The 15,999-nt window shown below is 66.6% G+C and carries 17 protein-coding genes; 7 read left to right on the top strand and 10 right to left on the bottom strand.

Annotation, left to right across the window (positions count from 1 at the left end; translation table 11 throughout):
- Nucleotides 1-258, top strand: a 258-nt coding sequence (locus tag VFA16_RS04905; RefSeq protein ID WP_324966729.1) for a CorA family divalent cation transporter, incomplete at its 5' end; no start/stop codon positions are given.
- A gap of 10 nt (nucleotides 259-268) precedes the next feature.
- On the opposite strand, the gene VFA16_RS04900 is transcribed toward VFA16_RS04905, so the two are convergent.
- The 5 genes from VFA16_RS04900 to VFA16_RS04880 form a co-directional block, all read right to left on the bottom strand.
- The gene (locus VFA16_RS04900; protein WP_324966728.1) at nucleotides 269-1,441 is read right to left on the bottom strand and encodes a sn-glycerol-3-phosphate ABC transporter ATP-binding protein UgpC; all 1,173 of its coding nucleotides are present in this window, start codon (nucleotides 1,439-1,441) and stop codon (nucleotides 269-271) included.
- A gap of 4 nt (nucleotides 1,442-1,445) precedes the next feature.
- Nucleotides 1,446-2,282 (bottom strand): carbohydrate ABC transporter permease, encoded by an 837-nt coding sequence (locus tag VFA16_RS04895; protein ID WP_324966727.1) that lies wholly within the window; start codon nucleotides 2,280-2,282, stop codon nucleotides 1,446-1,448.
- A gap of 9 nt (nucleotides 2,283-2,291) precedes the next feature.
- Nucleotides 2,292-3,224, bottom strand: a complete 933-nt coding sequence (locus VFA16_RS04890; protein WP_324966726.1) for a sugar ABC transporter permease — start codon at nucleotides 3,222-3,224, stop codon at nucleotides 2,292-2,294.
- Nucleotides 3,221-4,633 (bottom strand): ABC transporter substrate-binding protein, encoded by a 1,413-nt coding sequence (locus VFA16_RS04885; RefSeq protein WP_324966725.1) that lies wholly within the window; start codon nucleotides 4,631-4,633, stop codon nucleotides 3,221-3,223. Before VFA16_RS04885 ends, VFA16_RS04890 begins: the two co-directional genes overlap by 4 nt.
- Before the next feature lie 122 nt (nucleotides 4,634-4,755).
- On the bottom strand, nucleotides 4,756-5,283 hold the full coding sequence (locus VFA16_RS04880; protein ID WP_324966724.1) for a general stress protein: 528 nt from the start codon (nucleotides 5,281-5,283) through the stop codon (nucleotides 4,756-4,758).
- Nucleotides 5,284-5,414: 131 nt separating this feature from the next.
- Between VFA16_RS04880 and VFA16_RS04875 the strand changes: the two genes are divergently transcribed.
- Nucleotides 5,415-6,035 (top strand): DUF4190 domain-containing protein, encoded by a 621-nt coding sequence (locus tag VFA16_RS04875; RefSeq protein WP_324966723.1) that lies wholly within the window; start codon nucleotides 5,415-5,417, stop codon nucleotides 6,033-6,035.
- Here the strand turns inward: VFA16_RS04875 and VFA16_RS04870 are convergent.
- The gene (locus tag VFA16_RS04870; RefSeq protein WP_324966722.1) at nucleotides 6,013-7,017 is read right to left on the bottom strand and encodes a CoA ester lyase; all 1,005 of its coding nucleotides are present in this window, start codon (nucleotides 7,015-7,017) and stop codon (nucleotides 6,013-6,015) included. The genes VFA16_RS04875 and VFA16_RS04870 overlap by 23 nt on opposite strands.
- Before the next feature lie 24 nt (nucleotides 7,018-7,041).
- On the opposite strand from VFA16_RS04870, the gene VFA16_RS04865 reads away from it, so the two are divergent.
- The 4 genes from VFA16_RS04865 (at nucleotide 7,042) to VFA16_RS04850 (ending at nucleotide 11,798) form a co-directional block, all read left to right on the top strand.
- Nucleotides 7,042-8,337, top strand: coding sequence for a magnesium transporter MgtE N-terminal domain-containing protein (locus VFA16_RS04865; protein WP_324966721.1), 1,296 nt, complete (start codon nucleotides 7,042-7,044; stop codon nucleotides 8,335-8,337).
- Nucleotides 8,334-8,867, top strand: a complete 534-nt coding sequence (locus VFA16_RS04860) for a DUF1003 domain-containing protein (protein WP_324966720.1) — start codon at nucleotides 8,334-8,336, stop codon at nucleotides 8,865-8,867. The genes VFA16_RS04865 and VFA16_RS04860 overlap by 4 nt, the downstream gene beginning before the upstream one ends.
- A 411-nt stretch (nucleotides 8,868-9,278) precedes the next feature.
- Nucleotides 9,279-10,610 (top strand): lytic transglycosylase domain-containing protein, encoded by a 1,332-nt coding sequence (locus VFA16_RS04855; RefSeq protein ID WP_324966733.1) that lies wholly within the window; start codon nucleotides 9,279-9,281, stop codon nucleotides 10,608-10,610.
- Nucleotides 10,611-10,619: 9 nt separating this feature from the next.
- A complete protein-coding gene (locus VFA16_RS04850; protein ID WP_324966732.1) occupies nucleotides 10,620-11,798 on the top strand; it encodes an Mrp/NBP35 family ATP-binding protein in 1,179 nt (392 codons plus the stop codon).
- A 5-nt stretch (nucleotides 11,799-11,803) separates the two neighbouring features.
- Here the strand turns inward: VFA16_RS04850 and tatB are convergent, their stop codons facing one another.
- From tatB to sigE, 4 genes are all read right to left on the bottom strand, one after another.
- Nucleotides 11,804-12,217: a Sec-independent protein translocase protein TatB gene (tatB, locus tag VFA16_RS04845; RefSeq protein ID WP_324966719.1), complete on the bottom strand. Its 414-nt coding sequence runs from the start codon at nucleotides 12,215-12,217 to the stop codon at nucleotides 11,804-11,806.
- The gene (locus VFA16_RS04840; RefSeq protein WP_324966718.1) at nucleotides 12,218-13,720 is read right to left on the bottom strand and encodes a S1C family serine protease; all 1,503 of its coding nucleotides are present in this window, start codon (nucleotides 13,718-13,720) and stop codon (nucleotides 12,218-12,220) included. It lies immediately after the preceding gene.
- Nucleotides 13,721-13,794: 74 nt separating this feature from the next.
- On the bottom strand, nucleotides 13,795-14,214 hold the full coding sequence (gene rseA / locus VFA16_RS04835) for an anti-sigma E factor RseA (RefSeq protein WP_324966717.1): 420 nt from the start codon (nucleotides 14,212-14,214) through the stop codon (nucleotides 13,795-13,797).
- Between the two features lie 106 nt (nucleotides 14,215-14,320).
- The gene (sigE, locus tag VFA16_RS04830; RefSeq protein ID WP_324966716.1) at nucleotides 14,321-15,094 is read right to left on the bottom strand and encodes an RNA polymerase sigma factor SigE; all 774 of its coding nucleotides are present in this window, start codon (nucleotides 15,092-15,094) and stop codon (nucleotides 14,321-14,323) included.
- A gap of 200 nt (nucleotides 15,095-15,294) precedes the next feature.
- Between sigE and VFA16_RS04825 the strand changes: the two genes are divergently transcribed.
- Nucleotides 15,295-15,963 (top strand): O-methyltransferase, encoded by a 669-nt coding sequence (locus VFA16_RS04825; RefSeq protein WP_324966715.1) that lies wholly within the window; start codon nucleotides 15,295-15,297, stop codon nucleotides 15,961-15,963.
- The last annotated feature ends 36 nt before the right edge of the window (nucleotides 15,964-15,999 follow it).

The following is a 15,999-nucleotide window of genomic DNA, read 5'->3' as shown; positions in this document are numbered from 1 at the left end:
AGCTACGACGAAATGCTCACCTCACTGGTGCAAGCCGCGCTTGCCCAGGTGGGCATGCAGCAGAACATCGACATGCGCAAGATCTCGGCCTGGGCGGCAATCTTGGGTGTTCCCACCATGATCGCCGGCATCTACGGCATGAACTTCAAGTACATGCCCATATTGCACTGGTATTGGGGCTACCCGGTCGTGATGACCGTGATGATCGGCGCATGCGTGCTGCTGTACCGCAACTTCCGGCACCGCGACTGGCTCTGACTCCCCTGAGTCACTCAGGTGGCGGAATGGTCAGATTGACGCCGGAGTCGGCGTCGAAGACCACAAGTTTCAAAGTGTCGCAAGCTAATTCGAGAGACTGCCCTTTGGCTGCCTTGGACTCGTGGGGGACGCGGGCGACGAACTGATTTTCCTGACCGTCCGATTCTTCGGCCAGCTCGGCAAGTTGAGCCGAATGCACGTCCCAGCCGGCGGTGGTGAAGTACACATATTTGTCAGCGCCCAGCGATTCGACCATGTCGACCTTTACCTCGAAGATCAGCGCCTGAAGGCGTTGGTAGGCGTCAATCAGCGCGGCATCGGCAAGATGCTCGGGCCGTATCCCGACAATGACGTTCTGCGGCTTGGGATGCTGAGCGATCACGTCAAGAACCGGCTGAGTCAGCGTCACCTCCCCGAACGGCAGAGTCAGCCCGGTAGGTGTGAGTGTGGCGGGAAAGAAGTTCATCGCCGGCGAGCCGATAAACCCGGCGACGAACAGGTTGACCGGCCGTTCGTAGAGCTCGTCGGGAGTGCCGATCTGCTGTGCCACGCCCCCGCGCATCACCACCACCCGGTCGCCGAGTGTCATCGCCTCGGTTTGGTCGTGGGTCACGTAGACGGTGGTGGTGCCCAGCCGCCGCTGCAACCGCGCGATCTCGCCGCGCATCTGCACCCGTAGCTTGGCGTCGAGGTTCGACAACGGCTCGTCCATCAGGAATGCCTTGGGGTGCCGCACAATAGCGCGGCCCATCGCGACGCGCTGGCGCTGCCCACCGGACAACTGCGAAGGCTTACGATCCAAAAAGTCAGTCAGGTCAAGGATTTTCGCGGTCTCCTCGACCTTCTCGGCGATCTCTGCCTTCTTCTTCTTCGCCAAGGTCAGCGGGAAGGCGATATTCTGCCGCACCGTCATATGGGGATAGAGCGCATATGACTGGAACACCATCGCGATGTCGCGGTCCTTGGGCGCCTTCTCGTTCACGCGTTTACCGTCGATGCGCAATTCTCCGGAGGAAATATCCTCCAGGCCTGCAATCATGTTCAGTGTCGTGGTCTTACCGCACCCCGAAGGCCCCACCAAGATGACAAACTCGCCGTCGGCGATGGTAATGCTCAATTCCTTCACGGCCGTCGCGCCGTCGGGGTAACTCTTGGTCACCCTGTCCAACACAATCTCGGCCATCGAGCTATCCCTTCACCGCACCTGAGGTCAACCCGGCAACAATCCTTCGTTGGAAGATTAAAACAAAAACGATAATCGGGATCGTGATCACCATCGCGCCGGCCGCGATGGAACCGGTTGGCTCTTCGAATTGGGAACTGCCGGGAAAGTTGACTATCGCCACCGGCGCGGTGATTGATGCTTTGGTGGCCGTCAACGACAACGCCAGCAGCAGGTCGTTCCAGGCGAAGATGAACACCAGGATGGCCGCGGTCACGATCCCCGGTGCGGCTAGCGGCGCGATCACCTTGCGGAAAGCCTGGGCGGGTGTGGCGCCGTCCATCTTCGCTGCCTTTTCCAGATCCCAGGGGATCTCCCGGAAAAACGCCGACAGCGTGTAGATGGCCAGCGGCAATGCGAACGTGATGTACGGGATGATCAACCCCGGCCAGGTGTTGAAGAGGCCCAATTTGCGTTCAATGTTGAAAATTGGCGTGACGAGCGATATTTGGGGAAACATCGCGATCAACAGGGCCGCGCCGATGAGTAGCCTTTTGCCGGGGAATGCCAGCCGCGCCACCGCGTAGGCCGCCATAGCGCCGATAACGACTGCGATCGCGGTGGTGATCAAACCGATTCCGATCGAGTTGATCAATGCGGAGGTGAAGAAATTGCCCCGGAAGATAGCGAGATAGTTCTCGAAGGTCACCGCTGACGGAAGCAGCTTGCCGTCCTTGACCGTTGACGTCGGCTTCAGCGACAGCGACAAGATCCACAGCACCGGCACCAGCGCGTAAAGCACCACCAGGGTGTCGATGACCGCCCAGCTGACTGCACGTCTGGCGCTGACCCGCTCAGCCATGGCTTCCTCTCATGCCCGCTCGCCGCCGTCCGCTCCCGGGGCCGAGGCGCCGAACACCTTGACGAAGAGGACCGCGATGATGGCCACGCAGCAGAAAATCAGCACCGATATCGCCGAGCCGAGACCGAGGTTGAAGCCCCTGAATAGGTTGTCGTAACCCAGGATTGACACCGATTCGGTGTTGTTGGAGCCGCCGGTGAGCACATAGATGTTGTCGAAGATGCGAAACGCGTCCAAGGTCCGGAACAGCAGCGCGACCAGGATCGCCGGTTTCATCAACGGCAAGATGACTTTGGTGAGCCGCCGCCATGCCCCCGCGCCGTCGACTTGGGCCGCCTTCAGTAGATCCTCGGGCACCAATGCCAGCCCGGCCAGGAGCAGCAGCGCCATGAACGGGGTGGTCTTCCACACCTCGGCGAGGATGACGATGCCGAGCGACGGAATCTGTTGGGTCAGCGGCGCACTGCCTTGCGGCAACAGGTTGGCCAGATACCCGGTGCCCGGTGTCCAGGCGTAGTACCAGCTGTAGGACGCTGCCACGGTGACGATGCCGTACGGAACCAGAACGGCAGTGCGTACCACGCCCTTGCCGAAGACGGTGCGATGCATCACCAGCGCCAACGCCAGGCCCACTACGAACTCGATCGCCACCGAAATCACCGTGATCGCGAGCGTCACCACGAACGCGGTCCACCACAGCCGGTCGGTCAGCACGGTTTGGTAGTTGGCCAGGCCGATGAACCGGGTGGACGCAGGGGTAGCGAAGTTATAGCGCTGCAAGCTCAACCAGACGGCGTAGCCGACCGGATACGCCGTTACCGCCAGCATCAAGATCACCGCGGGAGCGATGAGAAGGAACGCCAGCCGCCGTTCGGATTTGCGGGATTCGGTCGGGGCGGTACCGGGTGCTGCAGCCGAGCGTTCGGCGACGGCTGCCGTCATGGGATCAGCCCCTTGCCGTCGATGGCCTTTTGCACCTGCGCGGTCAGCGCATCGGCCGTGCGTTCCGGGTCGATGGCGGTGATGGGAGCCAGCGTCGAAGAGATCCGCGTCGAGACCGCCTGATACAGCGGGGTGGCGGGCCGAACTGCCGCGCTGGTGAGTTGCTGGCGGATGATGTCGTACTGCGGGTACTTCGCCTGGAACTGCGGGTCGGAATACAGCGAGGTGCGCACCGCCGGAAGACCGCCCCGGATCGACAGATACTTCTGGTTCTGCAGGCTGCGCAGGCAGCGAACGGCTTCGAATGCCTCCGCCTTGTGGCGGGTCGTCTTGGCCACCGCCAGGTTGAGCCCGCCGATCGTGACCTTGGCCGGCTGACCGGGCTGCACGCCCGGATACGGCGCGAACCCGAACACCTTTTTGCTGGTGTCGTACGCGGCCCGGTATTGCTGATCGGTGGGCGTGAACATGCCGATGCCGTTGATGCTTCCGGCTAAATCGGGGTTTTGGTTGAGCGGCAGGAACGACACCCCGCCCTTCACGGCGTTCTCCAGCATCGACGGCAGCACGAACGGCCAGTTGACTTCCAAAGCGGCCCTGCCGGCTTCGAGCGCCAGCCGCGCGGTGCTCTCGTCGGTCTGCGTGATCGACGGGTCGGCGCCGGGCGCGGTCGCCACCGCTTTCATGATCTGCAGCGCCTTGACGGTTGCGGCCCGGTGCGCTGGCGTGTCGGTCAGCGTGACGGTCTTGCCGTCGTCGGAGAGCACCTGACCGCCGGCGCTGGTCAGCAAGGTGTTGAACCAGACCACGAGTCCCTCATACTGCTTGGCCTGCACGGCGATCCAGCTGGGCTTGCCCTCCGCGTGCAGCCGAGCCGCCTCGGCCACCATGCCGTCCCACGTCGTCGGTGGCTGGTTCATCAAATCGGCTCGGTACCAAAGCAATTGTGTGTTCGTGGCGATCGGTGCCGCGTAGGGCTTGTGCTGCCATCGAGCTGTGGCGAGCGGACCGGGCAACGTGTCGGCGGTCGCGTCGGATTCGGCGAGTTTGGCCGGGTCGTCGGAGAGCGGTAGCGCCCAGCCCGCCTCGGCGAATTCCGCGGTCCACACCACGTCGAGGCCCATCACATCGAGCGTGCGGTCGTTGCCGGTGATCCTGCGGGCCAATTGCAGCCGCTGGTCGTCGGCCGATCTGGGCAAACTGATCTGCTGGATGGAGTAGCGCCCTCCGACCTGGTCGGTGCAGCGTTTGGCGATCGCGGTGTAGGTGCCGCTGTCGTCGGCCGGCGTGTAGAGGCTGATCACCAGTCCGCCGCTGCCCCGCCCACAGGCCAACAGCAGCGACGCCGTGGTCAGTGCCGCCGACGCCACGGCGCACAGCCGCCGTGCGCGTACGCGACGACTTGCCACCAAACCCGCCTCTCTTCGTCGGGGATTATCCCGCTATCCCGCGCCAGAACCGTAGAGCCAGCTACGCGCGATTTGCAACACTTGCGGCGGGCTCGGCGCGACGGCAACAGGCAGGTTAGGCGTCAGATCGCCAGGCGTGCCAGCAAATCTCGCGCCCGTTCGGCGTTTTGCGGATCGCACAGCACGTCGTAACGGCCCGCCACCAATTGCATTGTCGAGCTGAAATCCCTTGTGCCGCGGGCCATGGCGTAAGGAACAGCGGAAGTGATCAACCCGAAGAAGACACCGGCGACCAAACCGGTGCCCAACGCAGCCCACGGGTTGGGGCTGAAGAAGCCAAGGACCAGGCCAATGAACAGGCCCAGCCATGCGCCGGTGAGCATGCCGCCGCCGAGCACTTTGGGCCAGGTCAGCCGGCCGGTCACGCGTTCGACTTGCATCAGGTCGACCCCGACGATGGTCACCTGCTCGACCGGGAATTCCTGCTCGGACAGGTAGTCCACGGCTCGCTGCGCCTCGGCATACGTGGGATAGGACCCGACCGGCCAGCCTTTCGGCGGGGTCGGCAGGGCAGGCACGCCACGCCGACTGGCGGCGGGGCTGCCGGATGTCGCGCCGGGAACCTGTCCGGGCTGGAAGGGGCTGGTCATCGATCCTCATTCTCCTCTGCGCGGGCCGTCATGTTCGCCGCGTCGTTATCTTGCCCAACGTGCCAAATCCGCCGTTGGTGCCCACGGTTATGACCGCACATGCCACCAGTTCATAGGCTAGGTTGAGACGCATGACAACTCCCGGCGGCGGTTCCGGCGAGAACGCGCACGACGACGCCAACAGGCCGCACTCGGCCGGGCACACACCGTCTGATCGGGGTGCTTCCGGCGAGCCGGCGTACTCGGGATACGAGCCACCACCGTCCGGGTTCGAGCCGGGATCGACGCCGTCGGGGTATCCACCGCCGGCTTATCCGCCGCCCGGGTACCCGCAGGCCGGTTATCCCCCGGCGGGCGGTCATCCTCCGGCGGGCGGTCCGCCCCCTGGATATCAGGACGCCTCCGGCTACGGCGGCCCGTCGTACCCGCCGGTGCCGCCGGAATACGGCTCTTCGGCAGGCGGCTACGGCCAGCCGTATCCGGGTGGCTACCCGGGGCCGGAATACCCGGGCGGCTACGGAGCGCCATCGCAGTCGGGGACCAACACGCTGGCGATCGCCTCGCTAGTTTCGTCGTTCATCGGGTTGCTGTGCGGGATCGGTTCCATCGTCGGCATCGTGTTGGGCGCGGTGGCACTCAACCAGATCAAGCAGACCCGCCAGGAGGGCTACGGCCTGGCCGTCGCCGGCATCGTGGTCGGCGTAGCCACCCTGCTGGTGAGCTTGATCGTCACGATCTACGCGCTGCGTTAACGCGCTGCTCGCCATCGGTCGGCGGCACGAACGGACCGGACTGGCGCCGCATTCCCGCCGCGCGCCCTTTCGCCGCGATGACCAGTGCCATTTTGCGGCTGGCCTCGTCGATCATCTCGTCGCCGAGCATCACCGCGCCGCGCGCGCCCCCGGCAGCCGAGGTGTGCCATTCGTAGGCCTCCAGCACCAACTCGGCATGGTCGTATTCGTCTTGGCGGGGACTGAAAATCTCGTTGCCCGCAGCGATCTGGTCCGGATGCAACACCCATTTGCCGTCGTAGCCGAGCGCCGCCGACCGGCCCGCGACCCGGCGGAACGCTTCGATATCGCGCACCTTGAGGTAAGGCCCGTCGATCGCGGCGACGCCGCGGGCGCGGGCGGCGACCAGGATCGTCATCAGCGCATGGTGGTAGGCGTCTCCGACGTCGTAGCCCTCAGGTTGTTCGCCGACCACGCGAGTGCGCATGTTGAGGCTGGCCATCAGGTCGGCGGGGCCGAGGACCAGCGCCTGCACCCGCGGCACAGCAGCGATGGCGTTGACATTCGTCAGGCCACGGGCGTCTTCGATCTGCGCGTCGATGCCGATGCCACCGACAGGCAGTCCGTGGACCGTTTCCAGCTGGGTCAGCAGCAGATCGAGCGCCTGAACATGCGCGGCGTCGGAGACCTTCGGCAACACCACGACGTCGAGCCGGGCGCCGGGTGCGGCGCCGACGGCCGAGACCACCTCGATGAGGTCGGCGTGCGTCCATGGCGTCGTCCAGTCGTTGACCCGAACACCGCGCAGCTGCCCGGCCCAGCCCGGCTCGCCAAGCGCGGCGGCCACCCGGGTGCGCGCCGAGGCCTTCGCTTCCGGTGCGACGGCATCTTCGAGGTCGAGGAAAACCTCGTCGGCGGGCAGGCCTTTGGCCTTCTCGATCATCTTGTCGCTGCTGCCCGGCACCGACAGGCAGGTCCGGCGGGGTCGATAGGCGTTGTTCACGCTCTCACTCCTACTCTTTCAACCATGACGTCGGTCAACAGGGTCTACGTGGCACGGCTGGCGAAAATGCCGGTACTGGGCCCGCTCGGCGAATCTCTCGGGCGCGTCCGCGACGTCGTGATCAGCATCAGCATTGTTCGCCAGCAACCGCGCGTCCTTGGGCTGGTGGTCGAACTGGTGACGCGGCGCCGGATTTTCGTGCCGATCCTGCGGGTCGCGGCGATCGAGCCCCACGGGGTCACCCTCAACACCGCAAACGTGTCGCTGCGCCGCTTCCAGCAGCGGCCCGGCGAGGTGCTGGTGCTGGGCCAAGTGCTCGACACCCGGGTACGGGTCAACGACCCTGACCTACCTCAGTTGGCCGACACCGACCTCGTGATCACCGATCTTGGAATCGAGCAGATCCGAACACGCGACTGGATGGTCAGCCGGGTGGCCGTGCGGATTCCGCGGCGGCTAGGCCGGCGTGGCGCGGTCCATGTCGTCGACTGGCACAACGTCGTTGGCCTGACACCGTCGGCACTGGCAATGCCGGGACAGGCCGTGGCGCAACTGCTGCAACAGTTCGAGGGCTTGCGGCCGGTGGAGGTGGCGGACGCCATCCGAGAACTGCCGCCAAAGCGGCGCTACGAGGTGGTCAACGCCCTCGACGACGACCGACTGGCCGACATCCTGCAAGAGCTCCCGGAGGACGACCAAGCGGACCTGCTGAAGCACCTGGGCACCGAACGCGCAGCCGATGTGCTGGAGGAAATGGAGCCCGATGACGCGGCGGACGTGCTGGGCACCATGAATCCGGCCGAAGCCGAAACGCTCTTGGGGCACATGGATCCCGGCGAATCCGACCCGGTGCGACGGCTGCTGAAACACTCCCCCAATACCGCCGGCGGCTTGATGACGTCCGATCCGATCGTGCTGACACCGGACACATCCGTCGCCGAAGCCCTGGCCCGGGTGCGCGACCCCGACCTCACCCCGGCGCTGGCTTCCCTGGTCTTCGTCACGCGCCCGCCAACGGCCACTCCGACCGGCCGCTACCTGGGTTGTGTGCATCTGCAGCGGCTGCTGCGTGAGCCACCGGCCGCCCTGGTCGGCGGAATCGTCGACGCCGATCTGCCCGCCCTGACCCCGGAGCTGCCACTGGCCCCCTTGACGCGCTATTTCGCCGCCTACAACCTGCTCTGCGGGCCGGTGCTGGACGACCAAAATCACCTACTCGGGGCGGTGACCGTCGACGATGTGCTCGACCACCTGTTACCGCCCGACTGGCGTGAGGCCATCGAAGAACCGGAGCTCGACGGCGTCGGGAGAGCGTTGTGAGCAAGCCCTCGCCACGGCAGCGCCTCTACACCCCGCGCACCTCACCGGCGCTCACGCCGCGGGTCGACCCCGAAGCGGTCGGCCGGATCACCGAGTCGATCGCCCGCTTCTTCGGCACCGGGCGCTACCTGCTGCTGCAGACCGTGGTGGTGATCGCGTGGATTGTGATCAACGCCTACGCGGCCAGTTTGCGCTGGGACCCGTACCCGTTCATCCTGCTCAACCTGGCGTTCTCCACGCAGGCCGCGTATGCGGCGCCGCTGATCCTGCTGGCCCAGAACCGTCAGGAGAACCGTGACCGCGTCGCACTCGAAGAAGATCGTCGCCGCGCCGCGCAGACCAAGGCCGACACCGAGTACCTGGCTCGCGAGCTGGCGGCGCTGCGGCTGGCCATCGGCGAGGTCCAAAAGACCCGCGAGTACCTGCGCCACGAATTGGAAAGCCTGCGCGAGCTTCTGGAGGAGCGGCAACCGGAAAAGCCGGTCCATGCGCCAGACGGCGCCGACGTTCGCGCCAAGCGGCACAGCTGAAACCGGCTCGTTCCCGGGCGCCGCGTCCTCGTCAGGCAACTCCGCCATTGTTGCCACTGCAGTCACCAGAGTTATGTATGGTGACCTAGTTCACGATGCCTTTGGGTTTTGACGGACGTTTGAGTCACAACTGAGGACGGTCGAGTGCGCATAGGGGGACGTTCGGGTGCACGCCCGACCTTCGCGGCCATACGGCAACGAGTAGTGCGCCTGGCGAGGACACCAGCATTTGGCAGAGCCCAGATTGCTTCCCTGCGTGATCGGCTGGCACGGACACCGGCGTTAACCGCAGCGGCCGTCGCGTCCCTGCGCGAGCGGCTAGCGCACACACCGGCGATCAGCGCCACTGCCGTCACGTCCCTGCCGCAGCAGCTCGCCCGCGTGACGCGGACGCCGGCGTTCGGCGTCGCGATGATCACCCCGTTGATGTTCGCCGGAGCAGTCGGCGCTGCGGCCCCCCGTTTCCCGGGACCCGCACCCGCCGTGCGAGGCGCCGCCATCACCCCCGTCGCGGCGGTCGCCCCAGCCCCCGGCGATCTGTCCCGCCCGACCGTCATCGCGGTGGCGCACCCGCCGAGCAGATTCCGCATCGCGGCCGGCACCCTGTCGGCTCCGCCGCCGGCGTTCGTGGTGAATACGCCTGGCGTGCTGGGCATCCCGAAAATCGCACTGTCGGCTTACCGCAACGCCGAACAGATCATGGCCGCGTCGGATCCGGGCTGCGGTGTCAGCTGGAATCTGCTGGCCGGCATCGGACGCATCGAGTCCATGCATGCGGGCGGCGGCGCCACCGACGCCCACGGCACGGCGGTTCGGCCCATTTACGGCCCGTCGCTGGACGGCACCCTGCCCGGCAACGCGGTCATCGTTCAGAGCAGCGTCGCGGGCCGGGTGACCTACGCCCGTGCGATGGGGCCCATGCAGTTCCTGCCGGGGACCTGGGCGCACTACGCGTCCGACGGCGACGGCGACGGCGTGGCCGACCCGCAGAACCTGTACGACTCCACGCTGGCTGCTGCCCGATACCTGTGCAGCGGTGGGCTCAACTTGCGGGACGCGTCGCAGGTGATGAGCGCGATCCTGCGCTACAACAACTCGATGCCGTACGCCCAGAACGTGTTGGGGTGGGCAGCGGCGTATGCCACCGGCGTCGTGCCGGTTGACCTGCCGCCGCTCGTCGGCGCTCCCCCGCCGATCGCCGACATACACCTGGAGAACAATCCGGAAGGGCTTGGGCCCGGTTTGCCGATCAACATCCATGGCCTGCCGTCGATGGACCCGCTGGCGCAGATGCCGCTGATCGATCTGAGCGGCCAGCCCACCGCGTCCGCGCAGCAACCGATGTGGCCGTGGCAGTCGCCGACAACCCGCGCGCCGTCCTGCACCGTCATTTGCATCGGCCAAGACCCCACTCCGCAGCAGGCGGCGGGCATACCACCGTGGCTGGCCCCGCCGCCAGCTGACGCGATGTCGCCCGGGATGCCGGCAGCTCCGCCGGCCGCGCCGCCCGCTGGGCCGCAGCCAGGCCCGCAAGTGGGCGCTCCGGCCGCCGGTCCGCAACCGGCCCGACCGGGCCCCGGACCTCAACAGCCAGGCGCCGCGCCGGCGGCACCACCGGCCGCCGTCCAGCACCAGAGCCCGGCCGCCCCCGCGTCGTCGACAGGATCCCAGCCCGGGCCGGCGCCAGCCCCCGCGCCATCGACCGCGGCTGGACCGCCCCCGGTAGCTGCTGCGGGCAACTGACCAGCCCGCATCGTCGCCCGCCTACACTCGGCGGTGATGTCTGATACCCACGATGACGCCACCGACCTGACCGCCGCTATCCGTGCGGCGCTGGCCAAGGTGATCGATCCCGAATTGCGGCGCCCCATCACCGACCTGGGGATGGTCAAAGGTGTCAACGTGGGACCGGATCGTGCGGTGCACGTCGAGATCTACCTGACGACGGCGGCCTGCCCGAAGAAGACCGAAATCAGTGAGCGTGTCGCCCACGCCGTCGCTGATGTTCCCGGCACCGGCGCGGTGAAGGTCAGCCTCGATGTGATGAGCGACGAGCAGCGCACCGAGCTGCGCAAGCAATTGCGCGGCGACGCCCGCGAACCGGTGATCCCGTTCGCCCAGCCGGGCTCACTGACCCGGGTATACGCGGTCGCGTCCGGCAAGGGCGGAGTCGGCAAGTCCACCGTGACGGTCAACCTGGCCGCCGCGATGGCTGCACGCGGATTGTCTGTCGGGGTGCTCGACGCGGATATCCACGGTCATTCCATTCCGCGGATGATGGGCACCACCGATCGGCCTACTCAGGTCGAGTCGATGATTCTGCCGCCCATCGCCCACGACGTCAGGGTGATCTCCATCGCGATGTTTACCCAGGGCAACGCCCCGGTGGCGTGGCGCGGCCCGATGCTGCACCGGGCATTGCAGCAGTTCCTGGCCGATGTGTACTGGGGCGATCTGGACGTGCTGCTGCTCGACCTGCCGCCGGGCACGGGCGATGTCGCCATCTCGGTGGCGCAGTTGATCCCGAACGCCGAAATTCTCGTCGTCACCACACCGCAGCTGGCGGCCGCCGAGGTGGCCGAGCGGGCCGGCAGCATTGCGTTGCAGACCCGCCAGCGCGTCGTCGGCGTGGTGGAAAACATGTCGTGGCTGGTCTTGCCCGACGGCTCGAAACTGCAAGTGTTCGGTGAGGGCGGCGGCCCGCAGGTCGCCGAGCGACTTTCCCGTGCGGTCGGCGCCGACGTGCCGCTGCTGGGGCAAATCCCGTTGGATCCCGCGCTGGTCGCCGCCGGCGACTCAGGTGTGCCGATCGTGCTCAGCTCGCCCGACTCACCGGTGGGCAAAGAACTGCGCAGCGTCGCCGACGCCTTGTCTAGCCGGCGCCGCGGTCTTGCCGGTATGTCACTGGGACTCGACCCCACTCGGCACTAAAGGATTTAGGTCGCGTCGCTGTCGAACGGGGTAAACCGTTCGGTGCCCGAATCCGATAGCCGAGAAGACGGAGCTCCGCTGGGGGGCGCCGGCTCCGCCGGCACGCCGTCCTGCTTGCTCAACGGCCGATCGAAAACACTGAAGAGCGAGTCGTCGCCGTCGAGCAGGTGCTTGGTCAGCGCCGCGCGGGGCGTCATACCGCGGAGTTTCTGCAATTCGCTCAGCGGTTGGCGCAAATCGTCGAACTCCGGTCCGATGTCCTCGCGCAGCTGGTTGCTCATGTCGCTGAGGTAGTCGCGCGCCTGGCGCAGTGCGTTCGCTGTCCAGCGGATCGCGCCCGGAAGCCGCTCAGGCCCAAGGATCACCAGCCCGACCATCACCAGGACGAGCATTTCCCCCCAGCCGACGTTGGCGAACACCTAACTGGTGTCCGGGCCGGGTTTGACGGTGAGAGTGACATGCCGACCGTCGCGGACCACCTCGATCGGCGCGTCTTGCCCGACCGTCAGCTGACGCACGGCGACGACGAACTCGTCGGCGTCAGCGACGCTGCGGTTGCCCACCTTGACCACCACGTCGTTTTCCAGGATGCCGCCCTTCTCAGCGGGGCTGCCCGCCTTCACGTTGGCCACCTGGGCGCCCTTTGCGATCGCGTTGCTCACCGAGCGGGCACTGACCCCCAGCGTCGGGTGCACGATCTTGCCGTCCCGGATCAGGGCCTGCGCGACCACCTTGGTCTCGTTGACCGGGATCGCGAAGCCCAGCCCGCTGGCGCTGTCGGACAGCGACTTGCCGGCGGTATTGATGCCGATCACTTGGGAGTCCATGTCGATCAGCGGGCCACCGGAGTTGCCGTGGTTGATGGAGGCGTCGGTCTGCACCGCGTCGATCACGGTGTCGGTGTCCGAGCCTTCACCGGACAGCGGAACCGGGCGGTGTACGGCGCTGACGATCCCGTGGGTGACGGTGCTGCGCAGGCCCAGCGGCGCGCCGGCCGCCAGCACCTCGTCGCCGACGCGGACCTTGTCCGAATCGCCGAGGCGGGCGACCGTCAGATTGTTGACGTTGTCCACCTTGAGCACGGCCAGGTCGGTCTTGGGGTCACGGCCGACCAGATTGGCCGGCACTTCTTTGCCGTCGTTGAACACCACCGTCGTCTTGTACTGGCTCGGATTGTTCGCCGCATCGGAGATGACGTGGTTGTTGGTGACGATGTAGCCGCGACCGTCGATGACGACTCCCGAGCCCTGGGTGCCCTCCTGGTCGCTGACCGACTGTACGGTCACGACTGAGTCGGCGGTCGAGGCGGCCACCTTGGCGAACCGGCCGGCTGGCTCTTCGGCGTTGCCGTTGGTGGAGAGCGTCACCTTGGAGGTGGTGAAAGCCTCGGCCACCTCGGCTGTCTTGCGGCCGACCCATCCGCCGAGCAGTCCGATCAGCAGCGCGACTACGCCCAGGACGATCAGCGCGCGGTAGGACACCTTTCCGCCGAACAGCACATCGCGCACACCGAGCTTGTCGCCGTAGCCGAACCGGGTTTGGGGAGCCGGTGGCGCCAACGCCGGCGTGCCCAGCGCGGCGGCCGCTGCGGGGTCGCGCCAGGGGTCTTCGGCTTGGTCCGCCGCGTCTTTGCCTTTGTCGCCATCGAGAGCGCCGGCATCGGCCGGGTGACGCTGGAGCGACTCGGCCTCGGGAAACGGGCGGCCGAAGGCTTCGGCCAGCACCGGGTCGGCCGGCTGCTCATGCGGGACGAACTCGGCTTGGTTCCGGTACTTCTGCGGGCGCACACCTTCTGCCACGAACGAGCCCTGCACTCCCGCGGGGCGGCCGAACGCCTGGCTCGAGGCCGGATCGACCGGTGGCCGGGAAATGGGGCGCGGCGCCAGCCGATGGGCGCCGTGGTAGTCCTGGTCGGAGCTCACGTCAACCTCTTCTAGGCGCTCGAGAGAACGCGCGTGTCGGCACGTGCACGGCGTTGCGCGCCGGCTTGTCCACCCTACCGGCGTTTGCGCCGGTCATGCGCGCCGCCATCGGCCAGCTGGTCGGACAGGTCGGGTCCTGCGGCATCGTCGTCAGCCCAGGCGGCATCGTCCAGCCGCGAGTATGGGATCTGCGACAGCATCCCGAGCAGCGTGCTGGGGATTTGGATCGGACGGGAGTCGCGCAGTGCCGCGCGTGCCCGGCTTTGATCCTCCACTTCGGCGGCACACTGCGGGCACAGCGACAGGTGATGCGCGGCGCGTAGATGCGCATTCATCCGCAATTCACCGTCGACAAACGCCGCGATGGCCTCGGTGGACAGGTGCTCGGTAGAGCCGAACTGACGCGGCGCGCCCACGGGCAGGTTGCTTTGGGAGGCGAACTGCGAAGGCAGCCAGGAGAACGCTCGGCGGAACACCTGTCCCCGATCGGCCATCACCGGCTCCTCTCGATGTTGCATTGACCTGGGCGGCACTACTTTGAATGTAGCGCGCGACCCTCCGCAGGACACCCGGGAACAGCCGACGAACCGCCGGCGCGCACTACGCCGACTTTTCGGCGGCGTCGTCTGTTGCGCGCCCGTCATGCTCGGGATGGGCCGCCAGGTAGTCGCGCAGCGCCTGGCGACCCCGGTGGATGCGGCTACGCACGGTGCCGAGTTTGACACCCAAAGTGGCGCCGATCTCCTCGTAGGACAGACCTTCGATGTCACACAACACCACCGCAGCGCGAAACTCCGGCGGCAGTGAATCCAGCGCGGCCTGCAGGTCAGGCGCCAGCCGCGCATCGTGGTAGACCTGCTCGGGGTTGGGTTCGTCGGCAGGCACCCGGTCGTAGTCCTCGGGCAAGGCCTCCATCCGGATGCGGCCACGCCGACGCACCATGTCCAAAAACAGGTTCGTGGTAATGCGGTGCAACCAGCCTTCGAAGGTGCCCGGTTGATAGTTCTGCACCGAACGGAAGACGCGGATAAAGGTTTCCTGGGTAAGGTCTTCCGCGTCGTGCTGGTTGCCGGACAGCCGGTAGGCCAGCCGGTACACCCGGTCGGCATGCTGGCGCACCAGCTCGTCCCACGACGGCATCGTCGCCTTGTCTCCGGTCGCGTCGAAAACTGCGGTGCCGTAAGGCTCGTCGGACACTTCCACCCAGTCGGCGTCGCGATACCGCTCGGGATGCGACATGCTCGCCGGGCTGATCAACGTGGTGATGATGAAATCCTCCGGATTGAGACTGCCGTCAAGCGTCGGCAGTTCGTCATCGCCCGCAACGCTAGGGGGCTCGGGCATATTCCCCAACCAGCGTTCCCGGCGTTGCATGCAGACACCGTCGCGCATCGGGGTGTGGCAGGTATATGAGCAAACTGAGCTTTCACTGAGAAACAGCGCCGGTCACCTCACGTACTGCGGTTATTCCCAACGCTGTGACCTTGAACACTCGCCATGCTCCGGGCGTGTCGCCACCGTGGCACCGGGCGCGCCTGCCCGGGAGCGACCCCGATAGCACCTACGCTGCGGGCATGGCCACCATCAACCACACTTCCGGCCAGGCAGCCGCGACCAGCCGGGCCGAATCGCTGTTGGCGCACGCCGAGGGCTCTATCTCTGAGGATGCCATCCTGGCGGCGGCCCGCGACCGTGCGGTGGAAATTGGGGCCAGCGCCGTGACGCCGGCGGTCGGTGCGCTGCTGAGCCTGCTGGTCAAGCTCAGCGGCGGCAAGAGCGTCGTGGAGGTGGGCACCGGTGCCGGGGTAAGCGGCCTGTGGCTGCTGTCGGGCATGCGCGACGACGGCGTCTTGACCACCATCGACATCGAGCCGGAGTACCTGCGGATCGCCAAACAGGCCTTCGCTGAGGCCGGCGTCGCGCCGTCGCGCACCCGGCTGATCAGCGGGCGGGCTCAAGACGTACTCACCCGGCTTGCCGACGAGTCCTACGACCTGGTGTTCATCGACGCCGATCCCCTCGACCAGCCGGATTACGTTGTCGAGGGCGTTCGGCTGCTCCGTTCGGGTGGTGTTGTCGTGATGCACCGGGCGGCGCTGGGCGGGCGGGCGAACGACCCTGCCGCTCATGACGCGGAGGTGGCAGCGGTGCGCGAGGCGGCGCGGCTCATCGCCGAAAACGAACGCCTGACTCCCGCATTGGTACCGCTCGGCGACGGACTGCTGGCCGCCGTCCGCGACTGAGTCTTTACGGATCTCTAACGCATGCCACCCTTGACC

Source organism: Mycobacterium sp., assembly GCF_035653355.1.
Taxonomy (GTDB): Bacteria; Actinomycetota; Actinomycetes; order Mycobacteriales; family Mycobacteriaceae; genus Mycobacterium.
Note: the sequence above shows the minus strand (reverse complement) of the source record. Positions and strands in the feature narration are given on the sequence as shown.